General features: G+C 71.0%; 22 protein-coding genes and 1 pseudogene. 19 read left to right on the forward strand and 4 right to left on the reverse strand.

What is annotated here, in order from left to right; all coding sequences use genetic code 11:
* Position 1: 1 nt before the first annotated feature.
* Positions 2-787 carry an SAM-dependent methyltransferase gene (locus tag LWJ43_RS30615; RefSeq protein WP_277335415.1) on the reverse strand — a complete coding sequence of 262 codons (786 nt, stop codon included), beginning with the start codon at positions 785-787 and terminating at the stop codon, positions 2-4.
* Positions 788-931: 144 nt separating this feature from the next.
* On the reverse strand, positions 932-2,647 hold the full coding sequence (locus LWJ43_RS30620; RefSeq protein ID WP_277335416.1) for a lysyl oxidase family protein: 1,716 nt from the start codon (positions 2,645-2,647) through the stop codon (positions 932-934).
* A 441-nt stretch (positions 2,648-3,088) separates the two neighbouring features.
* Here LWJ43_RS30620 and LWJ43_RS30625 point away from each other — a divergent pair, with 441 nt between their 5' ends.
* The 13 genes and pseudogenes from LWJ43_RS30625 (at position 3,089) to LWJ43_RS30685 (ending at position 14,439) form a co-directional block, all read left to right on the forward strand.
* Positions 3,089-3,850, forward strand: coding sequence for a DeoR/GlpR family DNA-binding transcription regulator (locus LWJ43_RS30625; protein WP_277335417.1), 762 nt, complete (start codon positions 3,089-3,091; stop codon positions 3,848-3,850).
* A gap of 133 nt (positions 3,851-3,983) precedes the next feature.
* On the forward strand, positions 3,984-5,342 hold the full coding sequence (locus tag LWJ43_RS30630) for an ABC transporter substrate-binding protein (protein ID WP_277335418.1): 1,359 nt from the start codon (positions 3,984-3,986) through the stop codon (positions 5,340-5,342).
* A complete protein-coding gene (locus LWJ43_RS30635; protein ID WP_277335419.1) occupies positions 5,339-6,304 on the forward strand; it encodes a carbohydrate ABC transporter permease in 966 nt (321 codons plus the stop codon). Before LWJ43_RS30630 ends, LWJ43_RS30635 begins: the two co-directional genes overlap by 4 nt.
* The gene (locus LWJ43_RS30640) at positions 6,301-7,173 is read left to right on the forward strand and encodes a carbohydrate ABC transporter permease (protein ID WP_277335420.1); all 873 of its coding nucleotides are present in this window, start codon (positions 6,301-6,303) and stop codon (positions 7,171-7,173) included. Before LWJ43_RS30635 ends, LWJ43_RS30640 begins: the two co-directional genes overlap by 4 nt.
* A complete protein-coding gene (locus LWJ43_RS30645) occupies positions 7,173-8,162 on the forward strand; it encodes a zinc-dependent alcohol dehydrogenase family protein (RefSeq protein WP_277335421.1) in 990 nt (329 codons plus the stop codon). The genes LWJ43_RS30640 and LWJ43_RS30645 overlap by 1 nt, the downstream gene beginning before the upstream one ends.
* Entirely contained in the window at positions 8,159-9,073 is a 915-nt protein-coding gene (locus LWJ43_RS30650) for a PfkB family carbohydrate kinase (protein ID WP_277335422.1), read from the forward strand. The genes LWJ43_RS30645 and LWJ43_RS30650 overlap by 4 nt, the downstream gene beginning before the upstream one ends.
* Positions 9,074-9,227: 154 nt before the next feature.
* Positions 9,228-10,236: pseudogene (locus tag LWJ43_RS30655) on the forward strand (PP2C family protein-serine/threonine phosphatase); the annotation flags it as partial.
* A gap of 179 nt (positions 10,237-10,415) precedes the next feature.
* Complete coding sequence (locus LWJ43_RS30660) at positions 10,416-10,835, forward strand: DUF6221 family protein (protein WP_277335423.1); 420 nt, start codon at positions 10,416-10,418, stop codon at positions 10,833-10,835.
* Positions 10,836-10,934: 99 nt separating this feature from the next.
* A complete protein-coding gene (locus tag LWJ43_RS30665; protein ID WP_277335424.1) occupies positions 10,935-11,168 on the forward strand; it encodes a hypothetical protein in 234 nt (77 codons plus the stop codon).
* 341 nt (positions 11,169-11,509) lie between these two features.
* Positions 11,510-12,118 carry a lamin tail domain-containing protein gene (locus tag LWJ43_RS30670; protein ID WP_277335425.1) on the forward strand — a complete coding sequence of 203 codons (609 nt, stop codon included), beginning with the start codon at positions 11,510-11,512 and terminating at the stop codon, positions 12,116-12,118.
* Between the two features lie 148 nt (positions 12,119-12,266).
* Positions 12,267-12,764, forward strand: coding sequence for a peptidylprolyl isomerase (locus LWJ43_RS30675; protein ID WP_277335426.1), 498 nt, complete (start codon positions 12,267-12,269; stop codon positions 12,762-12,764).
* A 147-nt stretch (positions 12,765-12,911) separates the two neighbouring features.
* On the forward strand, positions 12,912-13,706 hold the full coding sequence (locus tag LWJ43_RS30680) for an SDR family NAD(P)-dependent oxidoreductase (protein WP_277335427.1): 795 nt from the start codon (positions 12,912-12,914) through the stop codon (positions 13,704-13,706).
* A gap of 25 nt (positions 13,707-13,731) precedes the next feature.
* On the forward strand, positions 13,732-14,439 hold the full coding sequence (locus LWJ43_RS30685; RefSeq protein WP_277335428.1) for a ribonuclease H family protein: 708 nt from the start codon (positions 13,732-13,734) through the stop codon (positions 14,437-14,439).
* 15 nt (positions 14,440-14,454) lie between these two features.
* Here LWJ43_RS30685 and LWJ43_RS30690 read toward each other — a convergent pair whose 3' ends face one another.
* Complete coding sequence (locus LWJ43_RS30690) at positions 14,455-14,913, reverse strand: ATP-binding protein (RefSeq protein ID WP_277336037.1); 459 nt, start codon at positions 14,911-14,913, stop codon at positions 14,455-14,457.
* Positions 14,914-15,104: 191 nt separating this feature from the next.
* Between LWJ43_RS30690 and LWJ43_RS30695 the strand changes: the two genes are divergently transcribed.
* From LWJ43_RS30695 to LWJ43_RS30710, 4 genes are all read left to right on the forward strand, one after another.
* Positions 15,105-15,932, forward strand: coding sequence for a helix-turn-helix domain-containing protein (locus LWJ43_RS30695; RefSeq protein ID WP_277335429.1), 828 nt, complete (start codon positions 15,105-15,107; stop codon positions 15,930-15,932).
* A gap of 149 nt (positions 15,933-16,081) precedes the next feature.
* A complete protein-coding gene (locus tag LWJ43_RS30700) occupies positions 16,082-16,339 on the forward strand; it encodes a WhiB family transcriptional regulator (RefSeq protein ID WP_277335430.1) in 258 nt (85 codons plus the stop codon).
* Positions 16,340-16,380: 41 nt separating this feature from the next.
* Entirely contained in the window at positions 16,381-16,719 is a 339-nt protein-coding gene (locus LWJ43_RS30705; RefSeq protein WP_277335431.1) for a YkvA family protein, read from the forward strand.
* 37 nt (positions 16,720-16,756) lie between these two features.
* Positions 16,757-18,658 (forward strand): rhamnogalacturonan lyase, encoded by a 1,902-nt coding sequence (locus LWJ43_RS30710; RefSeq protein ID WP_277335432.1) that lies wholly within the window; start codon positions 16,757-16,759, stop codon positions 18,656-18,658.
* Between the two features lie 127 nt (positions 18,659-18,785).
* On the opposite strand, the gene LWJ43_RS30715 is transcribed toward LWJ43_RS30710, so the two are convergent.
* Positions 18,786-19,517 carry a VOC family protein gene (locus LWJ43_RS30715; RefSeq protein ID WP_277335433.1) on the reverse strand — a complete coding sequence of 244 codons (732 nt, stop codon included), beginning with the start codon at positions 19,515-19,517 and terminating at the stop codon, positions 18,786-18,788.
* Positions 19,518-19,806: 289 nt separating this feature from the next.
* On the opposite strand from LWJ43_RS30715, the gene LWJ43_RS30720 reads away from it, so the two are divergent.
* Positions 19,807-22,242 (forward strand): GH92 family glycosyl hydrolase, encoded by a 2,436-nt coding sequence (locus LWJ43_RS30720; RefSeq protein WP_277335434.1) that lies wholly within the window; start codon positions 19,807-19,809, stop codon positions 22,240-22,242.
* A gap of 172 nt (positions 22,243-22,414) precedes the next feature.
* Positions 22,415-25,756 carry a LamG-like jellyroll fold domain-containing protein gene (locus LWJ43_RS30725; RefSeq protein ID WP_277335435.1) on the forward strand — a complete coding sequence of 1,114 codons (3,342 nt, stop codon included), beginning with the start codon at positions 22,415-22,417 and terminating at the stop codon, positions 25,754-25,756.
* Positions 25,757-25,828: the final 72 nt, after the last annotated feature.

Raw genomic sequence — 25,828 nt, forward strand, 5'->3', positions numbered from 1 at the left:
ACTACGGAATGCGCGCGACCGCGACGTAGACGCCGCTCAGCTCCTGCTCGGGCGCAGGCGTGCCGCGGAACCACTCGGGAGCGGTCACCAGACCCGGCTCGACGATGTCCAGGCCCTCGAAGAAGCGGGCGAACTCGGCGCGGGTGCGCAGCGCGAGCCGGATGCCGCCCTTGCCGTACTCGGCCGCACCCTTCTCTCCGCGCTCGGGGTTCACGTCCGACGCGCCCTGGGACAGCACCACGTAGCTCCCCGGGGCCAGGGCGGCCGCCAGCGTGCGCACGATGCCCCGCGGGTCGACGTCGTCGGGCAGGAAGTGGAGGAGCCCCAGGAGCGAGAGGGCGACCGGGCGGTCGAAGTCCAGGACCTTGCGGGCCGCCTCGACGATGGTGGCGGGCTCGAGCACGTCCGCGTGCACGTAGTCGGTCGCCCCCTCCGGCCGGCTGATCAGAAGGGCCTCCGCGTGCCGCAGGACGATCGGGTCGTTGTCGCAGTAGACGACCTTCGCGTACGGATTGATCTCCTGGGCGATCTGGTGCAGGTTCGGCGCGGTCGGGATGCCCGTGCCTATGTCGAGGAACTGGTCGACGCCCTCGCCGGCCAGCCAGGCCGTCGCGCGGTTCATGAAGGCGCGGTTCTGGAAGGCTCCGGTCTTCGCCTCGGCCGGCAGTTGCTCGGCCACGGCCTGGTCCACCGGGTAGTTGTCCTTGCCGCCGAGCAGCGAGTCGTAGACGCGTGCCGAGTGGGGCCTGCTGGTGTCGATCGGGGGATGAGGTGTCCCAGTCGTCATGACGAGCTCCGTTGCAGATGAGGTGGACCGCTCCGCCGGCGAATTCTGCCACAGCAACTCTGCTGTGAGCGGCAGTTGAGGCGCCGCCGGGCCACGCGGACGGCCCCCGGGAGTCTTCCCGGGGGCCGCGCGACGGAGGACGCGTCAGGGGGCGTCGACCAGGTCGTGCTTGGGCACGCTCACCGTGCGGGCACCCGGCTTCCCGCCGAGGACCACCTTCCGCAGGGCGCTGTTGTTGCTGAGGTCGGTCTCCTTGAGCCGCTTCTCCGGGTTGGCCAGCACCTGGATGTAGTACGTGCCGTTCGGCAGTCCCGTGATGTCGAAGGACTGCCCGGGAAGGTCCTGCGTGTACGTGTCACCGGAACCCACGTCGAGCACCTCCCGCACGGAGATGGAGTTCTCCTGGCCGCAGGCCGTGGACAGATCCGTGTTGTCCGGGTGCCAGTTGGCGTTCTTCACCGTGTAGTCGACCGCGTCGGTGTTGGCCAGGCAGAAGGCCTCCTTGCCGCTGCGCACGGTCTCCCTCTTGTCGGCCTTGAGCAGCCGGTAGCTCGCGAAGTCGGTGAAGTGCCAGTGCTCGTGCCCCGGGCGGGGGTCCCACTCCATGGTGCCGGTCGGGGTGTAGCCGACCTGCTTGCCCGAGGCGTCGTAGAAGTACTGGTACGCGTCCATGAGCGCGTTGCCCGGCTTCCGGAAGCCGTCCACGACCAACTGCGCGGGGCCCGCGTTCCACACGTTGGCGCTGAAGGCCAGGTAGTCCTTGCCGGGCGCTCCGGCGTCACCCGCGCCGATGGTGATGCCGTAGGCGGGCAGGGAACGCAGGTCGGGCTTGGGGACGTCCGGCACGGCCGCCCGGCCCGTCGGACGCTGGGCGTTCGGCCGCACGGCCGGTGCCTGCCGGGAGCCGTCCGTGCGTCCCGGGCCGTCGCCCTCCGACGCCCGGAAGCCCTGGCGTGCGGCGGCCCAGGGCAGAGCCGCGGGCGCGGGCGCGTAGGGCCCGTGGCCCACGTTGTACGAGGTGCCGGCGCCGGTGGTCGCGGCGACCGGGGCGGGCGGGCGCTTCGCGCCGTGGCCGGCGTGGGCCGAGTGTCCGGCCCCGTGGCCCGCGTGCCCGGACGCTGAGCGGGCGGCCGGGGAGGGAGCGGGGCTCTCCTCCTCCCAACTGCGCTCGCGCACCGTCACCTTGACCGTCTTCGGTGCGTCGGCGATCTGGAAGATGTCCCGGTAGCGCTTGGTGACGGACACCTCGGCGGTGTACTTCCCGGCCGGGAGGGCGACCGGCGCCGAGTAGTAACCGGCGTAGGTGTTGGACGCCCAGCCGTTCTCGACGCCCCACACCGAGCCGAGGGTGAAGGGGTTCACGGGACAGCTCTCGGGATACTTCGACGTGGCCGGGGCGCCGGGCTCGATCCGGCCGGAGGCGTTGTTCGGGCAGAACGACTCCGTGCGGGTCGCGACCGTCCTGCCCGCGGTGTCCCGGACCGTGACGCCGATGAAGCCGGGCAGCCCCGAGAAGTCCTTCACCAGCCCCGCGGGCAGGACCTTGGTACGGGTCTTCTTCCCCGTGCGGAGGATCTGGGTCGCGACGACCGGGTCCTTGTAGCTCTTCCTGGTCACGCGCAGTTCGAACGGCGCACCGGAGGCGGTGAGGTAGGTCCCGAGGTCCAGGTAGACGCCGGGCTCCTCCTTCCACGAGTCGAGCGTCACCGAATTCGACGCGGCGACCAGGCCGAGCCGCGGGACCGTGGCCGCCTTCTTCGTGTCGGGCGTGGCGGCGGCGACGCCCGCGGTCACGGCGATCGCCGCGGCGGCGGCGACCACCGGGCGCCACAGCCGGTTGCGGGGGGTTCTGGTGCTCATCGTTCTCCGATGTCCTGGTGCCCGGTGGGGGCGGTGGAGTCGCTTCTGCCCATGAGAGGCGACTGCCTGGCCCGAGGTTGTCCTCAGGGGCCCGAGACGCGGATTGTTGGCCGAAATCATGTTTTGAGGTAGGCAATCAGACATTTACCGGCCGTTCCACCTGTCCTCCGGGGCCGCCCGTGCTACAAGCCCTGACGCCGTGTGACCGCATACGGGCGCCGAACGGGCGCCTCCGTGGGTCAAGCGGGCGCACTCCGGACGCCCTGTCGCCGCCGTGTCCCGGGCCACCAGTGCGGAAACCCGTGGTGAAACGGGCGTGAACGGGCGCAGGCCGTGACGCGAAGGTGCTGGTCGTACTGCCGTTTCAGCTTGTACAAACGATGCGTGGGCCCGAACGGACGCCGGGACCGCACCGGATCCGTACTAGTGCAGGGATGTGTCGTGGGCACCGAGGAACGCCGACGGGGAATACTCGAGACGGCCCGACAGGACGGGGCGGTCGACGTGAACCGGCTGGCCGAACGGTTCGAGGTGGCCAAGGAGACCATCCGGCGCGATCTGCACACCCTGGAGGAGCACGGTCTCGTGCGGCGCACGCACGGTGGTGCGTACCCCGTCGAGAGCGCGGGGTTCGAGACCACCCTGGCCATGCGCACCACCCACCACGTGCCGCAGAAGTCACGGATCGCGAAGGCCGCCGCCGACCTTCTCGGTGACGCCGAGACGGTGTTCGTCGACGAGGGCTTCACCCCGCAGCTCATCGCCGAAGCCCTTCCCACGGACCGGCCGCTGACCGTGGTCACGGCGTCCCTGGCCGTCGCCACGGTCCTCGCGGACGCCGAGAAGACCGCCGTACTCCTGCTCGGCGGGCGCCTCCGCGGCAGCACGATGGCGACCGTCGACCACTGGGCCACCCGCATGCTCGCCGACTTCGTCATCGACCTGGCCTACGTCGGAGCGAACGGCATCTCCCGCCAGTACGGGCTGACCACCCCCGACCCGGCGGTGGGCGAGGTCAAGGCGCAGGCCATGCGCAGCGCCCGGCGCCGTGTCTTCGCCGGGGTCCACTCGAAGTTCGGAGCGGTCAGCTTCTGCCGCTTCGCGGGTGTCGGCGACTTCGAGGCCGTCGTCACCGACACCGGGCTGCCCTCCGCCGAGGCCCAGCGCTACTCCCTGCTCGGCCCCAACGTGATCCGGGTCTGACCCGGACCCGCCCCCGCACCGCCTCGTCCCCCTCGGGAGGCCGGAGGCCGGCCCCGTCATGCCCGGAACGGTCAGGAGGACCGAGGACCACGGGCACCGATCAACGAGCCGCTACGAACGATCAGGAGACTTTATGCCCCACCAGCAACGACGCCGCGGGACCCGCGTGCGTGCGGTCGCGGGCACGGCAGCCATGGCCCTTCTCGGCGCCGGCTGCGCCGGAGCCGGCGGAACCGCCTTCGGAGGAGGTGACGCCCTGAACGTCCTCATGGTGAACAACCCTCAGATGGTCGAGCTGCAGAAGCTCACCGCCGAGCACTTCACCGCGGAGACCGGCATCAAGGTGCACTTCACCGTGCTCCCGGAGAACGACGTCCGCGACAAGATCAGCCAGGACTTCTCCAACCAGGCGGGACAGTACGACGTCGGCACCATCAGCAACTTCGAGGTGCCCTTCTTCGCGAAGAACGACTGGCTGCACCCGCTCGACACGTACGCCGAGCAGGACACCGGGTTCGACCAGGGAGACATCCTCGAACCCCTGAGGGAATCGCTCACCGCCGAGGGCACGCTGTACGCCGAGCCCTTCTACGGCGAGTCGTCCTTCCTGATGTACCGCAAGGACGTCTTCGAGGCCAAGGGGCTGACGATGCCCCCGCACCCCACCTGGAAGGAGGTGGCGGGCCTCGCGGCGGAGGCGGACGGCGCCGAACCCGGGATGAAGGGGATCTGCCTGCGCGGACTGCCCGGCTGGGGCGAACTCGTCGCACCGCTCACCACCGTCGTCAACACCATGGGCGGGACCTGGTTCACCGAGGACTGGAAACCGCGGCTCACCTCGCCGGAGTTCAAGAAGGCCACGAAGTTCTACGTCGACCTCGTACGCGAGCACGGGGAGCGCGGGGCCTCCCAGTCCGGGTACGCCGAGTGCCTCAACAACATGACCCAGGGCAAGACCGCCATGTGGTACGACGCGACGGCCGGCGCCGGTTCGCTGGAGGCCGCCGGCTCCCCGGTGAAGGGCAAGATCGGCTACGTACCGGCGCCGGTCGAGGAGACCAAGAGCTCGGGGTGGCTCTACACCTGGGCCTGGGGCATCCAGAAGGCGTCCAAGAAGTCCGACGACGCCTGGAAGTTCGTGTCCTGGGCCTCCAGCAAGGAGTACGAGGAACTCGTCGGCGAGACCAGCGGCTGGGCCAACGTCCCGGCCGGCAAACGGGCCTCCACCTACAAGAACCCCGCATACCGGAAGGAGGCCGGCGCGTTCGCGGACGTCACCGAGCAGGCCATCTCCGGCGCCGACCCGAAGAACCCGGGCACCCAGCCGCGCCCCGTACCCGGCATCCAGTTCGTCGGCATCCCCGAGTTCACCGACCTCGGCACCCGGGTCGCCCAGGAGATCAGCGCGGCCATAGCCGGCCGCCAGTCCGTCGACAAGGCGCTGGCCACCTCCCAGAAGCTGGCCGAGCAGGTCGCCAAGGAGTACCGATGACCACAGCAGTCGGCACCACCCCGCAGTCACCACCCCGGCCGGCCCCCACTCCCGCCCGCAGGAGTACAGGAGCCCGGGCCTGGGTCACCAGGGCCCCGCTCCTGCCCGCGCTGGTCTTCCTGATCGTCGTCACCCAACTGCCGTTCGTGGCGACCCTGGTGATCTCCCTCTTCGACTGGAACTCCCTCAGCCCCGACAAGCGCGCCTTCAGCGGGCTGGACAACTACGCGTCGGTCTTCACCGACGCCGCCCTCCGCGACTCGGTCCTCACCACCATCCTGCTGACCGCGGGCGTGGTCATCGCCACCGTGGTACTCGGACTGGCCCTCGCACTGCTCCTGGACCGGACCTTCTTCGGCCGCGGGCTGGTCCGTACCCTGCTCATCACGCCGTTCCTGATCGTGCCCGTCTCCGCCGCGCTGCTGTGGAAGCACGCGCTGTACAACCCGGAGTACGGACTCCTCAACGGCGCGCTCAGCTGGGTCGGTGAGCTCTTCGGCGACACGACCCCGAGCCAGCCGGACTGGATCGCGGACATGCCCCTCCTCGCCGTCATCGCCGCCCTGGTCTGGCAGTGGACGCCGTTCATGATGCTGATCCTGCTCGCGGGACTCCAGAGCCGGCCGGCGGAGGTCGTCGAGGCCGCGCGTCTCGACGGGGCGAGCGCCTGGCAGACCTTCCGCTACCTGACCCTGCCGCACCTGCGCAGGTACCTCGAACTCGGCGTCCTGCTCGGCGCCGTCTACATCGTGCAGAACTTCGACGCCGTGTTCACGATCACCGCGGGCGGACTCGACACGGCCAACCTTCCCTACACGATCTACCAGACCTTCTACCAGGCCCACGAATACGGACTGGCGTCCGCCGCCGGGGTCGTCGTGGTGATCGGCACGATCATCATCGCCACCTTCGCGCTCCGGACCGTCTCGTCCCTCTTCAGTGAGGAGGCGAACCGCGCATGACCGCCGCAACCGTCCCCGCCCCGTCCGCACGAGGTGTCCTGCGCAGGGCCAGGCGTCGCTCCGCCGCGCTGGGCCTGCTGGCCTGGGCCGCGGGGCTCGCCTTCTGCCTGCCCGCGCTGTGGATGCTGCTGACCTCGCTGCACGCGGAGTCCGACGCCGCCACCAACCCGCCCTCCCTCTTCGCCCCGCTCACCCTCGACGGTTACCGGGCCTTCTTCGGCGCCGACACGGGCGTCACCCCCTGGCCGCCGCTGCTCAACTCCCTGGGCGCCTCCTTCTTCTCCACGGTCCTGGTGCTCCTGCTGGCGCTCCCGGCCGCGTACGCCCTCTCCATCCGGCGCGTACGCAAGTGGACGGACGTGATGTTCTTCTTCCTCTCCACGAAGATGCTGCCCGTCGTCGCGGGACTCCTCCCCGTCTACCTGTTCGCCAAGAACGCGGGTCTGCTCGACAACATCTGGCTCCTCGTCCTGCTCTACACCTCGATGAACCTGCCGATCGCGGTCTGGATGATGCAGTCCTTCCTCGCGGACGTCCCGGTGTCCGTCATCGAGGCCGCCCAGGTGGACGGCGCGCGACTGCCGACCGTCCTGGCCAGGGTCGTCGCGCCGATGGCCGCGCCCGGCATCGCCGCCACCGCCCTGATCTGCTTCATCTTCAGCTGGAACGAACTGCTCTTCGCACGGGTGCTCACCGGCGTCGTCGCCCAGACCGCACCCGTCTTCCTCACCGGATTCGTCACCAGCCAGGGCCTCTTCCTCGCCCAGCTGTGCGCCGCGTCCGTCGTCGTGTCCCTGCCGGTGCTCGCCGCCGGCTACGCCGCCCAGGACAAACTCGTCCAGGGCCTGTCTCTTGGAGCAGTGAAATAATGCGGGCAGCGATCGTCGAAGCCCCCGGCAAGGTCTCCGTCACCACCGTCCCCGACCCCACCCCCGGCCCGCGCGAGGTCGTCGTCGCCGTCGCCTCCTGCGGACTGTGCGGCACCGACCTGCACATCCTGCAGGGCGAGTTCGCACCGTCCCTGCCGCTCGTCCCCGGCCACGAGTTCGCCGGGGAGATCGTGGGCGTCGGACGCGAGGTCACGGAACTGGCCGTCGGCGACCGCGTCGCCGTCGACCCCTCCCTGCACTGCCACGAGTGCCGCTACTGCCGCAGCGGACGGGGCAACCTCTGTGAACGCTGGGCCGCCATCGGTGTCACCGTCTCAGGCGGAGCCGCCGAGTACGCCGTGGCCCCCGTAGCCAACTGCGTCAAGCTGCCCGACCACATCGACGTCAAGGACGCCGCCCTGATCGAGCCGCTGTCCTGCGCGGTCCGCGGCTACGACGTGCTGAACAGCACGCTCGGCGCAGAGGTGCTGATCTACGGCTCCGGGACCATGGGCCTCATGATGCTGGAGCTCGCCAAGCGCACCGGGGCGGCGGGTGTGGACGTCCTGGACGTCAACCCGGAGCGCCTCGCCACGGCCGGCCTCCTCGGCTGCTCCCGTTCGGCGGCCGGGGCCGACGAACTCGACCGCCCCGGCGGCTGGGACGTCGTCATCGACGCGACGGGCAACGCCGCCGCGATCCAGGACGGCCTGGGACGCGTCGCCAAGGGCGGGACCTTCCTCCAGTTCGGGGTCGCCGACTACGCGACGACGGCGGTGATCGAGCCGTACCGCATCTACAACCAGGAGATCACCATCACCGGGTCGATGGCCGTCCTGCACAGCTACGAGCGCGCCGCGGCCCTCTTCGCGACCGGGATCCTCGACCCCGCGGTCTTCATCAGCGACCGACTGCCCCTGGACCAGTACCCGCAGGCCGTCGACCGCTTCAAGGCCGGCGTCGGCCGCAAGATCGTGGTCGAGCCGTGACGGGAGGGCCCGGCGCCGTCCTCGTGGTGGGTGAGGCGCTCGTCGACCTCGTACCCGTGGCGGGCGACGGCGGGGTACGGGCGGCCCAGTTCGGCGGTGCCCCGGCCAACGTCGCCGTCGGGCTGGCCAGGCTCGGAACCCCGGTCTCCTTCGCCGGGGGACTGGGAGGCGACGGCTTCGCCCGCATGATCGAGGAGCGCCTTCGGGCCGCCGGGGCCGACCTCACGCTGTGCGAACGCACCGGCCTGCCCACCGCGCTGGCCGTCGCCGAACCGGACGCCGGGGGCACGGGGTACCACTTCCACCTCCAGGACACGGCGACGTTCGAACTGCCGGACCTGTCCACCCGCGCCGCCGGGTTCGGGGCCGTGTACGTGGGCGGACTCGCGGCCGTCGTGGAGCCCGCGGCCTCGGCCGTACGGGCGACCGCCCGCGCGGCCGCCGAGCACTCCCTCCTCGTCGTGGACCCCAACGTCCGCCGGGACCGCACCCTGGGCGCGGACCACGGCGCGGCCGCGCTGCGCGAACTCTGCCGGCTCGCGCACGTCGTGAAGGCAAGCGACGAGGACCTCGAGCGGCTGTGGCCGGGCACCGACCCGGAGGAGACCTGCCGGGATCTGGCGGCCGGGGGACGGCTCGTGGTCCTCACCCGGGGCGCCAGGGGCAGCACCGCGTACACGGCGACCGCGCCACCGGTGTCCGTCGCGGCCACACCGGTCGAGGTCGTCAACACGATCGGGGCGGGGGACGCGTTCGCCGCCGGCCTGCTGAGCCGGCTGGGCGCCCGCGGCTCCTTCACCGCGGCACCGGATCCGGAGGAGGTGCGGGACATGCTGTCCGCCGCCTCCCAGGCCGCCGCCTCGGTGTGCGCCCGGGCGGGCACGGAGCCCTCCGTCCCCGCCGGTACCTGAAGGAGCGCGCAAGGCGCAGGATGCGCACCCGCGCGCGGGTGCGCATCCTGGCTGTGTGACGTGGAGCGCCGGAGGCAGCCCACCCCCCGACGAGCTGTCGCTGGTGCTCGCCCGGTCCGTGGTGAGTGCCGTCGACGCCGTCGGAGGGTACGGGGACGGGGTCTACCTGCGCTCCCGCATCCCCGGCGTCGAGACGCTCACGAGCGGACGGCCGCTGTTCTCCGAGTCCATGGATCAGCTGGCCGCCGCGTACCCGGGCATCCCCCTGGACGCCAGTGTCGGCGCCCGCGCCTGCCGCTCATCGCCTCGGGCCGCCCCGTCGGCTCGTGCGTCCTCGGCTTCGACCGGCCCCGCGGCTTCAGCCCGGAGGAACGCACCGTCCTCACCGCACTGGCCGGTCTCATCGCCCAGGCACTCGAACGTGCCCGGCGCTACGACACCGAGGCAGCGCTCGCCCGGGGGACTCCAGGAGGCCCTGCTGCCCCACCGGCTGCCCGTCGTCGACCACGTCGACACCGTCGGGCGCTATCTCGCCGGCACCCAGGACATCGAGGTCGGGGGCGACTGGTACGACGTCATCGAGACCGCCGCCCGACTCGCCCTGGTCATCGGGGACGTCCAGGGGCACGGTGTCGCGGCGGCCGCCACCATGGGCCAGCTACGCAGCGCCGTACGGGCCTTCGCGCTGATCGGGCACGAACCGCACGAGATCATGGGCGCCACCAAACAGGCTGCTGATCGGCCTGGACCCTGGGCAGTTCGCCAGCTGCTGCTTCGTGCTGCTCGACCCCGCCACCGGTGTCTTCCGAGCAGTCCGTGCCGGGCACCCCCAGCCCGTCCTGCGGCATCCCGACGGCAGTACCGAGGTCCTGGACCTCCCCGGCGGCGTCGTGCTCGGGGTCGACCCGGACGCCTCGTACCCCGTCACGGAACTGCGGCTCGCCGCCGGAGCCGTCCTGGCACTCTTCACGGACGGGCTGATGGAGAAGGCGGGTGCTGACATCGACGAAGGCATCGAGCGTCTGTGCGCCACCCTCGCCGAGGCGTGCCGGCTGCCGCTCGCCGAGACGGCGGACCGGGTCATCGGGCAGGCCCGTCAGGACGAGGACCGGCCCGACGACATCGCGCTGCTCATGGCGGCCCGCCGGGCCCCGGTCCACTGAGCCACGCCGGCAGCGACCGTGCGCCGACCGCGTGAACCGTCCGTCATACGGAACGCGCCCGGTGCGGACTGCGCCCTCGGAACGCGGGTGAGGCATCCTCTGCTGGTCGGGCAGAACGGGCCCGTGGCGGTGAGTGGATCATGCGCCGCGGTCTGTGACGGAGAAGGATGCGGAACCAGATGGCAGAGAACTCGGACCTGTTGGCATTCGTGCGGGCACGCCTCGCCGAGGAGGAGGGCATCGCACGGGAGGCGGGGGGCGACGGCTGGCGGACGCCGGCCGAAGCACCCGGTGAGGTGCACGACCGCACGAGCGGGATCGCCTTCGTCGTGCGGTCGCGCGGCTACGACCGGCACATCGCCTTCCAGGACCCCGCGCGCACCCTGCGCCGTATCGAGACCACCAGGGTCCTCCTCGACGAGTACGAGGAGATCGCGGTCCTGGACACCGACCGCCCGGCCCAGGACTTCACCTCGGGGCGCGCCGTCGGGCTGGGATTCGTCGTGCGGCAGATGGCCGCCGAGCACGCCGGGCATCCCGACTACCGGGTGAAGTGGCTGCCCCGGTTCTCCCACTGGGGTCCCTCCTCCCAGGGATGAGGACGGGCGGGGCCGCGCGCCGGACTGAGTACCAGGGGGCGGCCCCTCTGAGTACCCGACCCGATCCCGGCACGGGCCCCGGCCGGTGGAATGGGAACCATGCTCCCCGACGCGCCGACGCGCCCCCGCATCCAGACCCTGACCAGCGCCGGTACCGCGCTTGCCGTGACCCTCCTCCCGCTGGCCGTCGGCGTCCTGCTGGCCAGGACGATGGCCCTGGACCCGATGTCACCCGTGAACGCGCTGGTCACCAGCGGTGGTCAGCGCGCTCGTCTCGCCCCGTCGCGGTGGATGCTGAAAGCTCGAACGCGCGAGCTTCTTTCCCGCCGGTAATGGAACCTTTGTCCAGGTAAGCGCTGTCGCTTTTGTTACACGGATCCACCCGGTCCGGACCGGGTCGCCAGGGGGAGTGGGTTCGAGGTGAACGAGTTGTGGCGGCCCTGTGAACAGCCCCCCGAAAGGGTCGGTGCAGCGATCAACGGTTGACAGGTCTACGACCGCGGGAATCCGTGCCGCGTGCAGCCGTGTGTGACAGAAATGTCCGCACTTTGTCACACGAACCAGGGCACCTTTCGGCCACCTCCGAAGCGGGACAAAGTTTGCGTTCCCGGCACGACGCCGGGGTCGGAAAACGCCCGGCACTCCATTCCGGGCCTGCACGATGAGGGGTTTTCATGTCCCGTTCCGCACGACGGATCACCGCCACCGTTCTCGCCTCAGGCGCCCTGCTCGCCGCAGCGGCCTTGCCGGCGACGGCCGATGGCCGGGACCACGGCCACAACCGGCCGGCGCAGCGCTCGGCGGTCGTCCTGGGCAAGGTCCAGTACGACAGCCCCGGCCGCGACAACGGCTCGAACCGCAGCCTGAACGCCGAGTGGGTGACCGTCACCAACACCGGCCGTCACGCCGTCAACCTCCGTGGCTGGACGCTCAGCGACGAGAGCCGCCGCACGTACACGTTCGACATGCGGCTGCCCGGCCGCTCCTCCGTCCGCGTCCACACCGGTGTCGGCCGTGACACCCGGCACGACGTGTACCAGGACCGTCGCCAGTACGTGTGGGACAACCGGGACACCGCCACGCTCCGCGACAACCGCGGGCACAAGGTCGACTCCAAGTCCTGGGGCCGGTACCGCGACGGCGGTCACCGTGACGGTGGGTACCGCGACGGTGGGTACCGCGACGGTGGTCACCGCGACGGCGGTCACCGCGACGGCGGTCACCGCGACGGTGGTCACCGCGACGGTGGTCACCGCGACGGCGGTCACCGCGGCAACCGCTGACCCGCACCGATAGGGGGACGCGGCGTTCTCCCTGACTGAAACGGCGTACCACGGCTCACCCCCGTGGTACGCCGTATTCGTGCAGCCCACGGCCGCCGGGGGCGGGGTCTGTGCACCGGGGGACGGCGGGTGATGTCAGGATGGACCCATGACCATCAAGGCGTATTTCGACATCACCATCGACGACCAGCCCGCGGGCCGGATCGTGTTCAACCTTTTCGACGACGTTGCCCCCAAGACCGCGGAGAACTTCCGCGCGCTGGCCACCGGTGAGCACGGCTACGGCTACGCCGGCTCCCCGTTCCACCGTGTCATCCCGGACTTCATGCTCCAGGGCGGTGACTTCACCCGGGGCAACGGCACCGGCGGCAAGAGCATCTACGGCGAGAAGTTCGCCGACGAGAACTTCACCCTGAAGCACGACAAGCCGGGTCTGCTCTCGATGGCCAACGCCGGCCCGAACACCAACGGGTCGCAGTTCTTCATCACCACCGTCCTCACCCCGTGGCTGGACGGCAAGCACGTGGTGTTCGGCGAGGTCGCCGACGAGGAGAGCATGGCGCTCGTCCGCAAGATCGAGACCTACGGCTCCTCCACCGGTAAGACCAAGGCGCAGATCGCCGTCTCCGGTTCCGGCGTTCTCTGACGCACGCCACGGGGCTCCCGGCCGGTTCCACCGGTTCGGGAGCCCCGTGCCACGTCGGCCGGAAGGCGTCCCCTGCCGGGAGGTGCCAGGGTGGAGACGACCTGGTGCACCCGATGGACCGCAAACATGGGACGAGAGGACCGCGACATGCGTATCGATCTTGCCGGCAGGACCGCGGTCGTGACCGGTTCCTCCCAGGGCATCGGCCTCGCCATCGCCACCGGGCTGGCCGGTGCCGGAGCACGCGTGGTGCTCACCGGGCGGAGCCGCGACCGCCTCGACGTGGCGGCCGACGTGCTGCGCTGCGCGGTGCCGGACGCCGGCCCGCTCACGGTCGCCTGCGACCTCGCCACGGAGCAGGGGGCCGCCGAGCTCCTCGAGGCCGTGCCCGCCGCCGACATCCTCGTCAACAACCTCGGCATCTTCGGTTCCCGGCCGCCGCTGGACATCACCGACGACGAGTGGCGCACCTACTTCGACACCAACGTCCTCAGTGCGGTGCGTCTGATCCGCCACTATCTGCCCGGCATGACCGGGCGGGGCTGGGGCCGCGTGCAGAACATCGCCAGCGACTCCGCGGTCGTCATCCCCGCCGAGATGATCCACTACGGCATGTCGAAGACAGCGCTGCTCGCCGTCTCCCGCGGCTTCGCCAAGGAGGCCGCGGGAAGCGGGGTGACGGTGAACTCCGTGATCGCCGGACCCACCCACACCGGCGGTGTCGAGGACTTCGTCCACGAGCTCGTCGGCGAGGACCTCCCGTGGGACGAGGCCCAGCGCGCGTTCATGCGGGAGTACCGCCCCCAGTCCCTGCTCCAGCGACTCATCGAGCCCGAGGAGATCGCGAACCTCGTCGTCTACCTCAGCTCGCCGCAGGCGTCCGCCACCACGGGCGCGGCCGTGCGGGTGGACGGCGGGTACATCGACTCGATCGTGCCCTGACCTCCCGGGCTGGCATGATCGGGGCATGGACGAGCGCATCATCGCCGCGTGTGACGGGGCATCCAAGGGCAATCCGGGACCTGCTGCCTGGGCATGGGTCGTGGCAGACGGCCAGGGGAATCCCCAGCGGTGGGAGGCGGGCCCCCTGGGCACCGCCACCAACAACGTCGCGGAGCTCACCGCCCTGCTGGAACTGCTGAGGTCGACCGATCCCGCCGTGCCCGTCGAGGTGCGCATGGACTCGCAGTACGCGATGAACGCGGTGACCAAGTGGCTGCCGGGGTGGAAGCGGAACGGCTGGAAGACGTCGGGCGGTAAGCCGGTCGCCAACCGGGAGCTGGTGGTCGGCATCGACGAACTGCTGGGCGGCCGCAGCGTGACCTTCCGCTACGTGCCGGCGCACCAGGTGGACGGCGATCCGCTCAACGCCGTGGCCGACCAGGCCGCGAGCGAGGTCGCGGTCTCCCAGCGGGCCGCGGGGACCGCGCACGGCACCGCGGACATGCCGGTGCCGGCCCCGGCCCGCTCGACGAAGAGCCGGACGTCGGGCCCGGGCGCGGCCAGGAGCGGCTCAGCGGCCGGCTCCACGGCCAGGAAGAGCTCGGGCAGCGGCACGATCCGTGCCAAGTTCGCGGGCCGGTGCCACTGCGGGAAGCCGTACGCGGCCAAGGACATGATCGCCAAGAACCCGAACGGCTGGGGTCACCCGGAGTGCCGGACGGCGCTCGCCTGAGCCGTCCGGCAGGGTTCAGACATCGGCCCACACGAGTCGGCCGGACACGCTGGTGCCGGTACCCCAACGCGTCGCCAGCGCGTCCACGAGCATCAGGCCCCGACCGCCCTCGGCCACCGAGGCGAGGTCGAAGCCGTCGCCGGTGCCGTCCGGCCCGCCGGAGGCCACCGGGCCGGGGCCCTCCGAACCGAACGGCCCGCCCGGCGGGGCGTCCGACGGCTCGGGTTTCCGCGGTCCGGGCAGGTCGGGCACGTGCAGCCTGCCACGGTTCCACACGCAGATCCGCACGCGGCCGGAGGTCCGCAGGAGGCGGCACCGGATCCGCCGGCCCGCGGTGTGTTCCACCGCGTTCGCGACCAGCTCGGTCACGACCAGGGCCGCCGTCTCGACGCGCTCGTCCGGCTCTCCCCAGTCCCGCATGGCTTCCTGCACGCGGTGCCTCGCGACGGGGACGCCCCGGGGGAGGCGGGGGATCCACCAGCTCAGTGCGCTACGCCCGCCCGAACCCGACGGGGCCGGACGCGCGCACGTAACTATTTCCGACATGTACGTACTCTCCGTGCAAATTGCATACTTTGCAAGGGGCAGAATGTCAGGATGGTTCCTGATCGGGGCTCACAGCCCCGGAATCAGCATCTGTCCGAGCGTGCGAGGAGGGCGGGTGGATGAGGCCCCGGTCAGGCCCCACCGTCGAGCACCGCGTCCTGGCGGAGCGCATGCGCATCCTGCGGGAACGCGCGGGCATCAGTCTCCAGGCAGCGGCTGTGGCACTGGGTGCCCACCCCGCGACGGTCCGGCGCATCGAGCGTGCCGAGACCGGGCTCGACGCCCATCAGGTCCGCGTTCTCCTGGAGCGCTACGCGGTGTCCGCCGCGGAGGCGGAGCCGATCATGACGGGACTCGCGGCCGCGAACCTGCCCGGCTGGTGGCACCGGTGGCGGGACACGATGGAGCCGTGGCAGCAGGAAGTCATCGGCATCGAGTCCTCCGCCGCGCTCGTGCGGACCTGGCATCCCGCGCTCGTCCCCGAACTGCTGCGCGTCCCGGCCTACGAGGCGGCCCTGCGCCGGACCCTGACCGCGGATCCGCCACCGAGGCTCGACCGGCACATCGAACTGCTGGCGGAGCGGCAGCGCCGACTGGGGGAGCGCGGCGCGGCCCTCTGGGCCCTGTTCCCCGCAGCCGCCCTCCACACGACGGTCGGCGGCCCCGCGGTGATGGCCGAACAGCGGACGGTGCTGGAGGAGGCCGTACACCGGCAGCACCTCACTGTCCAGGTGGTACCGCTCGACTTCCCGCCGCACCCCATGACCGGCGTCCCGCCGCTGCACCTGCTGCGCGTCCCGGCCCCGGAGATCGGCGACCGGGCGGTCCTGGAGACCCCCGGTGCGCGGGTGGACGTCATCGGCGAACCGGCCGCCGTCACGGACTACCGCATCAGGCTCGACGGCGCGTGCGCGAGGGCGCCGCACCCGGGTTCGCCCCTTCCGTGAGGCACCCGCAGGGCGGGAACCTCCGAAGGAGCCGGGCCCGTTGTGGTTTCGAATGCCGGATGACGGTCACGCGCACATACGGAACCCGGAAAGGAAGCGGAATTCAGCGGAGACCGACGGACCGTTCCCTGTGAGAAGGAGTGAGAGTCATGGACAACTGGCGCATGCACGCGGCGTGCCGCGAAGAGGACCCCGACCTGTTCTTCCCGATCGGCAGCACCGGCCCCGCGCTCGTACAGGCCGAGGAGGCCAAGGCCGTCTGCGGGACCTGCCCCGTGCGGGAACCGTGCCTGGAATGGGCCCTGGAGAACGGACAGGACTCCGGCGTGTGGGGAGGCATGGACGAGAACGAACGCCGTGCCCTGAAGCGCCGCCGCGCCCGGCAGCAGGCCAGGAGCCACGGATGACCTCCCCCGGCGCCCGACGCCACAAGAGAAGACGGTGAGCCGTGGACACCTCGGTCTGGCTCGTCGTCGGCGCGGTCGCGGTCCTGCTCACGGCGGTTGCCGCCGCCGTCCTGCTGGTCCGCGTGATCCGGGCCAGGAAGCTGCTCGTCGACGCGGGCGTCCCGCTGCACAACAAGGCGCTCGTGTGGGCGGCCTTGATCTACACGGTGTCTCCCGTCGACCTGCTGCCGGACCCCGTCTACCTCGACGACATCGGCTTCCTGCTGCTCGCGCTGCGCTCGCTGCACACCGCGGCGCACGCGGCCGGCGCGGGGCGGGGGAAGCGGACCGCGACCGGAACGGAACCCGGGGGCAACCTTTCGGCTTCCGGCGGCAACTGAGGGGGCGTAAGCCGTCCCCTGCCAGAAGGTGCCTCTCGTGGAGCCTCTGCTTCCCCACCCCGACTCCCGCCCCCGCCGCAGACGCCGTACCACCCGTACCCGCGCGCTGGCCGGCGCTCTGGCGGCAGGGCTGCTCGCCGCCGGCGGACTCGTCGCACTCGGCCCGGTCTCCCAGGCTGCCACCGCACGCCAGGCCGAGGCGCTGGACCGCGGCGTCGTGAGCGTCCCCACCGACAGCGGCAACCTCGTCAGCTGGCGCTGGCTGGGCACCGACCCCGACAACGTGTCGTTCAACGTCTACCGGGCCGGTACCAAGGTCAACACCTCACCGGTCACCGCCTCGACGAACTACTTCCACTCCGGTGCGCCCGCCACCGCCGACTACACGGTCCGCGCGGTCGTCGCCGGGGTGGAACAGGGCGACTCCGTGCACGCGATCCAGTTCCGCGCCGGATACAAGGACGTACCCATCAGCCCGCCCGGCGGCGGGACGACACCTGACGGGGTCGCCTACACCTACGAGGCCAACGACGCCTCCGTCGGCGACCTGGACGGCGACGGCGCCCTCGACTTCGTACTCAAGTGGCAGCCCACCAACGCCAAGGACAACTCCCAGTCCGGCTACACGGGCAACACGATCGTCGACGGGATCAAGCTCGACGGCACCCGGCTCTGGCGGGTCGACCTCGGGCGCAACATCCGCTCCGGCGCCCACTACACCCAGTTCCAGGTGTACGACTACGACGGCGACGGTCAGGCCGAGGTGGCCATGAAGACCGCCGACGGCAGCGTGGACGGCACCGGCAAGGTGATCGGCAGCTCCTCCGCCGACTACCGCAACTCCTCCGGATACATCCTGTCGGGACCCGAGTTCCTGACGATGTTCAACGGGAGGACCGGCGCGGCGATGGGCACCGTCGACTACGTCCCCGCGCGCGGCACGGTGTCCTCATGGGGCGACTCCTACGGCAACCGGGTCGACCGCTTCCTGGCCGGCACGGCCTATCTGGACGGCTCCAGGCCGTCCCTGATCATGGCGCGCGGCTACTACACGCGCAGTGTCATCGCCGCCTGGGACTGGCGGGGCGGTGCCTTCACCCGGCGCTGGACCTTCGACACCAACAGCTCGACGAACTCCGGCAAGGGATACGACGGCCAGGGCAACCACCAGCTGTCCGTCGCCGACGCCGACGGCGACGGCAAGGACGAGATCGTCTACGGCGCCATGGCCGTGGACGACAACGGCAGCGGACTGTGGACCACGAAGAACGGCCACGGCGACGCCATGCACGTCGGGGACCTCGATCCGTCCAGGGCGGGCCTCGAGGAGTTCAAGGTCGACGAGGACAGCTCGAAGCCGTCCTCATGGATGGCGGACGCGAGAACCGGGCAGATCCTCTGGTCCACGCCGGCGAGCGGGGACAACGGGCGCGGTGTCTCCGGCGACATCTGGTCCGGCAGCGCCGGTGCCGAGTCCTGGTCGTCGGCGGTCTCCGGCGTACGCGGCCCGAAGGGCGACGTGGTCGCCACCCGCAAGCCCAGCAGCTCCAACTTCCTGTCCTGGTGGGACGGCGACACGACCCGCGAACTCCTCGACGGCACCCACATCGACAAGTACGGCACCTCCTCGGACACCCGTCTGCTGACCGGGGCCTCGGTCCACTCCGACAACGGCACCAAGGCCACGCCCGCGATCTCCGGTGACCTCTTCGGCGACTGGCGCGAGGAGGTCGTCTGGCCGACCACCAACAACACGGCGCTGCGGATCTACTCCACGCCGGTCGAGACCGGCACGAAGATCACCACACTGCTCCACGACACCATGTACCGGACCGCGCTGGCCTGGCAGAACACCGCCTACAACCAGCCCCCGCACCCCAGCTTCGCGATCGGCAGCGGGATGGCGACCCCACCCCGGCCGAGCATCACCACGCCGTAGAGCCCGGGCGGGCCGCGCCACGGGCGCGGCCCGCTCACACCCGCCCGATGCCGCCCGGCGGCGGCGCCCGGCGAGTGCGGGCCCGGGGCCGGGAACCGCGGTGGCGCGGCCCGGCGGCGAGCCGCCGCTACCGGCCCGTGACGGGATCGCGGCCCGTGAGGCAGTAGACGCCGCCGACAGGGTCCCGCATGACCGTCCAGCCGTCCCCGTCGCGTACGAACGCGGCGCCCAAGCGTTCGTGCAGTGCCCGGCCGGCGACGAGGTCCGAGCAGGCGACGTCCGGATGCGCCGATGCGGGGCGCTGCTCGTCCAGGCGCTGGAGGAGCAGGTGCACGGGTACGTCGAGGGGCGGGCGGAGTGTGTGGAACTCGCGGTGGACGCCGGGAGCGGCGTCCCAGCCCGTCAGCGTCGTCCAGAACGCGAGCTCGGCCGCGAAGACCGCCGGCGGGACGTCCAGGCAGATCTGGTCCAGCCGGCTCGTGAATCCGCCCGGGTGGGTGACGACCGGCGGCCGGTCCAGCCGGCCCCGCCAGGGCACCACGCAGAAGGCCTGGCCACCGGGGGAGCGGAGTACCGACAGCTCGGGCCGCCGGCCGACCACCACGGCACCCAGCTCCGACGCACGCGCCGTGAACGCGGGTGCGTCCTCCACCGCGAGATCCGGGTGCAGGCCGCCGCGTCCCCCGACGGTCTGCACGGCGAGGCAGGCGTCGGCCCCGTCGGCGAGGAGCGTGGTGAACTCACCCTGTCCGCCCCACGGTTCGGAGGCGCGCGTGCCCGTGACCGCGCTCCAGAAGGCGGTGGCGGTGGCGGCCGCCGCAACGGGGCGGTCGATGAAGGCGTACATCCAGCGGATCATGGTGCTCCCCTGTGGCGGTGCGGTGCGGTGCGGTGCTGGTGCGCGGCAGTTGTCATGGTGTCAGGGGGACGGAGTCCGCGGCGTGATACGACTGCCGACGGGGCCCGCTCGCTCGGCGGGCCCGGGCTCCGCGGGCCCGTTCACGACGCGTTCACCGGCCGGATCGGTCCGCGGCATTCCCTCGCACGCCGTGGGGACCTACGCTCGGCGGCGCACCGATCAACGCCGTCCGCACCGTGTTCAGAGCACTGTTGACAACGTTGTCCCTCTGTCGGAGGTATCCGAGAACATGCCCTCCAGACCGTCCGCGACCCGGCGTCTCGCCGCACGGGCCGCCGCGATCGTCCTCACCGGCACCCTCGCCGGCGCCGTTCTGCCACCGGCCGCCCAGGCCGATGCGCTCGTCACGCGTCCCACCGCCTACGTGGACCCGATGATCGGTACGGCGAACGGCGGCAACACCTATCCCGGAGCGGTCCGCCCGTACGGCATGATCGCCTGGTCGCCGACCAGCACCACGGGCGACCAGACGAGCACCGGGGCGGCCAACGGCTACGAGTACGGTGTGACGCGCATGCGCGGCCTCAGCCTCACCCATGTCAACGGAGCCGGATGCAACCCCGGTGCCGCGGGTGACGTGCCCGTCATGCCCTTCGTCGGGGACGTCACCTCCTCGCCGTCCGCCGACACCAAGGACGCGGTCTACGCCTCCGGCTTCTCGCACGCCGACGAGCGTGCCGTGCCCGGTCGTTACACCGTCGGCCTGGACTCGGGCGCCACCGCCGACCTGGCCGTGAGCGAGCGCGCGGGCGTGGCCGACTTCAGCTTCCCGGCGGACAAGCCCGCCAACCTGCTCTTCCGCGTGTCCAACTCCCTGAACGGCAGCGAGGACGCCGAGATCGAGATCGACACCGCGCACCGCAAGGTGACCGGTTCGGTGCTCACCGGGGCGTTCTGCGGCCGGCGCGCCAACGGCGGCACCAACAACCGCAAGAGCTACTACCGCCTCTACTTCAGCGCGTCCTTCGACCGTGACTTCGCCACCACGGGAACCTGGCGCGACGGCACCCTCGCACCCGGTTCCACGAGCGGAGGCGGTGGTGAGGGGTACGCCACGGGTGCGGACCGCGCCGGCCGGGGATCCGGAGGCTGGGTCCGCTTCGACACCGCGGCCGACGACGACGTGCGCATGCGGATCGGGATCTCCTACGTGAGTCAGGCGGGCGCCGAGGCCAACCTCCGCAAGGAGATCGCGCCGAGGGCGAGCGTCGACGACGTGGCCCGCGCCGGATCGGCCGCCTGGGACCGCGAGCTCACCTCCGCGCGCGTCGGTGGCGGAAGTGACGCGCAGCGCACCACCTTCTACACCGCGCTGTACCACTCACTGACGCAGCCGAATCTGATCAGCGACACCGACGGCCGGTACCCCGGCATGGACGGGAGACCGCACCGTGTGACGGGCGGCCAGAGGGCCCAGTACAGCAACTTCTCCGGGTGGGACCAGTACCGCGCCCAGATCCAGCTCCTCGCCCTCCTCAAGCCCAGGATCGCGGGGGACTTCGCCCAGTCCCTGTACAACTTCGCCCGGCAGAACGGCGGCGTCTGGGACCGCTGGGTGCACGTCAACGGCGCCACGCACGTGATGACGGGGGACCCGACCGCCGCCACGCTCGCCACGTTCTACGCGATGGGGGTACGCAACTTCGACTACGAGGGCGCCTTCGAGTCCCTGGCGCGCCAGGCCACGGTGCCCCACCCGGACGGCCTCTCCGACGCGGGATGCCCCGGCCAGTGCACCGGTCAGCGGCCCAACCTCGCCCAGTACCTGGAATCCCACTACGCGCCGCAGGACGTCTGCCACTGCTGGGGCGGCGCCGCCGAGACCTTGGAGGACGCGGTCGCCGACGACGCGCTCGGCCGCTGGGCCCGGCTGCTCGGACGCGACGAGGAGGCCGACGCCTTCGAGGAGCGCGGCCTCTGGTGGCGCAACGTCTTCAACCCCGCGGCCGGAGACGGCGCAGGGACCACCGGCTACATCCAGGCGCGCAACCTCGACGGCTCCTGGGTGACGCCCTTCAGCCCCGGCAGTGACAAGGGCTTCGCGCAGGGCACCAGCGCCACCTACACCTGGATGGTCCCGCAGGACGTGCAGGGGCTGGCCGAGGCCATGGGCGGCCGTGAGACGGCGGCGGAGCGCCTCGACGCCTTCTTCCACAAGGCGGACGGCTCCTGGTCGGTCAAGGGTGGGGACGCGCTGCGCTACGACCCCACCAACGAGCCGGGCATCCACGCCCCTTGGCTCTACAACGCGCTCGGCCGACCCTGGAAGACCCAGGAGACCGTACGCGAGATCGTGAACACGGTCTACGGCACCGGACCGCGCGGCCTGCCCGGCAACGACGACCTCGGCACGATGTCGGCCTGGTACGTCTTCTCGGCGCTCGGCCTCTACCCGCAGACCCCGGGCAGCGCCACCATGCTGCTCGGAACACCGCTCTTCCCGTCCGCGGTGCTGAAGCGGTCCCAGGGCGGGGACATCCGGATCAGCGCCCCGGCCGCCGATGCGACACATCCGTACATCGACGCCGTGACGGTGGACGGGCGGGCGGTCGACAGGTCCTGGGTGGACGCCCGGCTGGCCACCCGAGGAGGGTCGCTGACCTACCGGCTGGCCGAGGGGCCGAACACGTCCTGGGCCACGGGACCTGCGGGTCTTCCGCGGTAAATCCCCGACTGTGGCCGTGGCGGGGCCCGGTGGGCGGTGTGACGCCGCCCACCGGGCCCCGCGCCTCCGGTGCGGGGCCCGGATGAGGTCTCGTTTTTCTATCGTTGAAAATTCTGCGTGCACGACCGTTGTCAGCTGTTTGAGGCTGTGGCTCAATGTTCGACTATGTGCAGTGCTTCGCGGTTCGGAGCACTTCGGCTTCTTCGACGAGGACGACGCCTTGATACGACAACTAGCCCGCCCCCGCACGCTTTTCAGAACGCTCGCCTGTACGGCGGCGCTGCTGCTTCCCGTCGGGGCCACGCTGGTCCCGACGGCCGCGGCCGCCGCTCCCGCCGCCGCTCCCGCCGACGGGGCCGCCGCAGCCTCGGCGTTCGTGAAGGACGACCCGTCCACCGAGCCGCACGGACTCAAGGGCGAGTACTTCGCCATGTCCGCGCCGGGCGCCCGTGACTTCGCCGAACTCGGCGCGACCGCGCTCGACCCGGAGATCAACTTCCCCGGACTGACCGGGGCGTTCGAGTCGGCCACCGGCAGGACCGAGCACACGACCGCCCGCTGGACGGGGCAGATCGCGGCCCCCGAGACCGGTGACTACACCTTCTCCGCCATCGGCGACAACGGCTTCCGGCTCTTCATCGACGACAAGCCGGTCATCGACCACTGGGTGCCGGACTGGGACAAGGAGCAGACCAGCGCTCCGGTCTCCCTGAAGGCCGGAGAGCAGCACACGTTCCGGCTGGAGATGTTCCAGGACGTCGGCGGGGCGAACATGTTCCTGCGCTGGTCCAGCGCGAAGCTGGCCAAGCAGATCGTGCCCGAGTCCGCTTTCACCCCGCCCGCCGACTTCGAGGTGTACCCGGTCGCGCTGAGCGTCGCCGGGAACGGCCTCCAGGTGCAGGCGACCTTCGACCACGAGCTCAGCGGCATCACGGACGTGAAGGACCACCTCACGGTCGAGGCGGACACCACGCCGATGCCCGTGAAGTCCGTCGCCAGGGCGTCGGACAACCGCAAGGCGCTCGTGGTCACGCTGGACGCGGCCGTCCAGAAGGGCCAGCAGGTCCGGATCGCGTACGACGGCAAGGGCGGCCTGAAGAACGGCGACGAGACCGTCCCGGAGATCAGCCGCAGGGCGAAGAACCTCTCCACGCACCGTCTGACCACCCCGTGGGGCGACAAGGTCGACCGCAAGAACCCGCTGCCCGAGTACCCCCGGCCGCAGCAGGTCCGCGACGACTGGAAGAACCTCAACGGCCAGTGGGAGTTCGCGGGAGCCGCCGCCGGTGAGCAGCCGGTCTTCGGCAAGTCGCTCGACGAGCGCATCACCGTGCCCTACCCCGTCGAGTCCCAGCTCTCCGGGCTCGAGCGCCACGAAGACCACATGTTCTACCGCAAGCTCGTCACCGTGCCCAAGAGCTGGTCGGTCGGCAAGCGGGGCAGCGACGAGCGGCTGAAGCTCAACTTCGGCGCCGTCGACTACCACGCGCGGGTCTGGGTCAACGGCAAGCAGGTCGCCGAGCACACCGGCGGCTACACCGCCTTCAGCGCCGACATCACCGACGCGCTCAAGGGCACCGGCCCCCAGGAGGTGGTCGTCGCGGTCACCGACACCACCGGAGCCGACCAGCCCACGGGCAAGCAGTCCGCGAACCCGAGCGGCATCTTCTACACCGCCTCCTCCGGTATCTGGCAGACCGTCTGGATGGAGCCCGTCGCGCCCGCCGCGGTCGACTCCCTGAAGACCACGCCGGACATCGACAAGGGCCGGCTCGCGGTCACGGTCAACTCCGAGGGCGCCTCGAAGTCCGCCAAGGTCACGGCCGTGGCACGTGACAAGAAGGGCAAGGTCGTCGGCACCGTCACCGGTCCCGCCAACGGCGAGCTGAGCCTCCCGGTCGCCAAGCAGCACCTGTGGACGCCGGACGACCCCTACCTGTACGACCTCGAGGTCACCCTCAAGGACGGGCGCTCCAAGGACACCGTCGACAGCTACTTCGGGATGCGCTCCTTCGGTGTCGCCGAGGTCGGCGGCTACCAGAAGCTGGTGCTCAACGGGAAGCCGTTCTTCTCCCTCGCCCAGCTCGACCAGGGCTTCTACCCCGACGGTCTGAACACGGCGCCCAGCGACAAGGCCCTGGTCTTCGACCTGAAGGCGCAGAAGGACCTCGGCTTCAACTCGGTCCGCAAGCACATCAAGGTCGAGCCCGCCCGCTGGTACTACCACGCCGACCAGCTGGGTCTCCTGGTGTGGCAGGACTTCGTCTCCGGCAACATCACCGGCGAGAAGGGCCAGAAGGCCTTCCTCGACCAGGGCGCCGAGATGATGGAGCAGCTGCACAACTACCCGTCGATCGGTGCCTGGATCGTCTTCAACGAGGGCTGGGGCGAATGGGACCGCACCGAGACCGGCAAGATCACCGAGAGGGTCCAGGCCGCCGACCCCTCGCGCGTCGTCAACGCCCACAGCGGTGTCAACTGCTGCAACTCGAAGGGTGACTCCGGCAAGGGCGACATCATCGACCACCACGACTACAACAACACCGACCCGGCCTTCCCCGACGAGAAGCGCGCCGCGATGGACGGTGAGCACGGCGGCTTCACCCTGCGGATCCCCGGCCGCATGTGGCCCGGTGCCCCGACCGCGATCTACAGCGGTGTCGCGGACAAGGACGCCCTGACAGCGAAGTACGTCGACAACACCCGCACGTACTACCTGGACGCGGCCCGCGCCGAGCTCTCCGGCTCGATCTACACCCAGGTGACCGACCTGGAGAACGAGCTCAACGGCCTCTGGACGTACGACCGCCGGGAGATCAAGGTCGATCCCGCCAAGGTGCGGAAGATCAACCAGGAGGTCATCGCCGCCGGCGCCGCCGCGGGTGAGCGCGACGAGATCAAGGGCGGCGGTGCGTGGTCGCTCGATGAGAACAAGGGCACCGAGGCCGCCGACAGCGGCCCCAACCACAAGGACCTCACGCTCTCCGAGGGCACGTCCTGGGCGCCTGGCGTCAAGGGCTCGGCGCTGAAGTTCGACGGCCAGGGCCAGTACGCGCAGACCGACGGCCCGGTCGTCGACACCACCGGTGACTACACCGTCTCGGCCTGGGCGTCGCTGGACGCGCTGCCCGGGAACTACGCCACCGTCGTCAGCCAGGACGGCCGGCGCCAGGAGAACCCGTTCTACCTGCAGTACGGGCAGGGCGCGTTCGCCTTCTCCACCCCCGGCGGCCACCGCGCCCGGCTGGAGATCAAGCCCGAGCTGGGCCACTGGTACCACCTCGTCGGTGTCCGCAGCGGCGACGAGATCAAGCTCTACGTCGACGGCGAACTCGCCTCCACGGCGGCCGCCGGCAGCGCCGACGTGAGCACCGGCGCGCTGTCCGTCGGCCGTGCCAAGTGGTCGGGCGGCAACGTCGACTTCTGGAACGGTTCGGTCGACCAGGTGAAGGTCTACGACAAGGCGCTCTCCGACCAGGAGGTGACCGCGCTCCACGACGGCGAACAGCCGTAAGCAGCACCCCCGCAGGACCGCTCCCGGCGGCGCGCGCACAGGCCGCGCCGCCGGGAGCTCCGGCCGTTGCCG

Source organism: Streptomyces sp. JH34 (assembly GCF_029428875.1).
Classification (GTDB): Bacteria; Actinomycetota; Actinomycetes; order Streptomycetales; family Streptomycetaceae; genus Streptomyces.

What these genes read in the sequence shown, in the direction of transcription:
- LWJ43_RS30615 (WP_277335415.1), bottom strand. Translation starts at nt 787, where the DNA reads ATGACGACTGGGACACCTCATCCCCCGATCGACACCAGCAGGCCCCAC.
- LWJ43_RS30620 (WP_277335416.1), bottom strand. Translation starts at nt 2,647, where the DNA reads ATGAGCACCAGAACCCCCCGCAACCGGCTGTGGCGCCCGGTGGTCGCC.
- LWJ43_RS30630 (WP_277335418.1), top strand. Translation starts at nt 3,984, where the DNA reads ATGCCCCACCAGCAACGACGCCGCGGGACCCGCGTGCGTGCGGTCGCG.
- LWJ43_RS30635 (WP_277335419.1), top strand. Translation starts at nt 5,339, where the DNA reads ATGACCACAGCAGTCGGCACCACCCCGCAGTCACCACCCCGGCCGGCC.
- LWJ43_RS30640 (WP_277335420.1), top strand. Translation starts at nt 6,301, where the DNA reads ATGACCGCCGCAACCGTCCCCGCCCCGTCCGCACGAGGTGTCCTGCGC.
- LWJ43_RS30645 (WP_277335421.1), top strand. Translation starts at nt 7,173, where the DNA reads ATGCGGGCAGCGATCGTCGAAGCCCCCGGCAAGGTCTCCGTCACCACC.
- LWJ43_RS30660 (WP_277335423.1), top strand. Translation starts at nt 10,416, where the DNA reads ATGGCAGAGAACTCGGACCTGTTGGCATTCGTGCGGGCACGCCTCGCC.
- LWJ43_RS30665 (WP_277335424.1), top strand. Translation starts at nt 10,935, where the DNA reads ATGCTCCCCGACGCGCCGACGCGCCCCCGCATCCAGACCCTGACCAGC.
- LWJ43_RS30670 (WP_277335425.1), top strand. Translation starts at nt 11,510, where the DNA reads ATGTCCCGTTCCGCACGACGGATCACCGCCACCGTTCTCGCCTCAGGC.
- LWJ43_RS30675 (WP_277335426.1), top strand. Translation starts at nt 12,267, where the DNA reads ATGACCATCAAGGCGTATTTCGACATCACCATCGACGACCAGCCCGCG.
- LWJ43_RS30680 (WP_277335427.1), top strand. Translation starts at nt 12,912, where the DNA reads ATGCGTATCGATCTTGCCGGCAGGACCGCGGTCGTGACCGGTTCCTCC.
- LWJ43_RS30685 (WP_277335428.1), top strand. Translation starts at nt 13,732, where the DNA reads ATGGACGAGCGCATCATCGCCGCGTGTGACGGGGCATCCAAGGGCAAT.
- LWJ43_RS30695 (WP_277335429.1), top strand. Translation starts at nt 15,105, where the DNA reads ATGAGGCCCCGGTCAGGCCCCACCGTCGAGCACCGCGTCCTGGCGGAG.
- LWJ43_RS30700 (WP_277335430.1), top strand. Translation starts at nt 16,082, where the DNA reads ATGGACAACTGGCGCATGCACGCGGCGTGCCGCGAAGAGGACCCCGAC.
- LWJ43_RS30715 (WP_277335433.1), bottom strand. Translation starts at nt 19,517, where the DNA reads ATGATCCGCTGGATGTACGCCTTCATCGACCGCCCCGTTGCGGCGGCC.
- LWJ43_RS30720 (WP_277335434.1), top strand. Translation starts at nt 19,807, where the DNA reads ATGCCCTCCAGACCGTCCGCGACCCGGCGTCTCGCCGCACGGGCCGCC.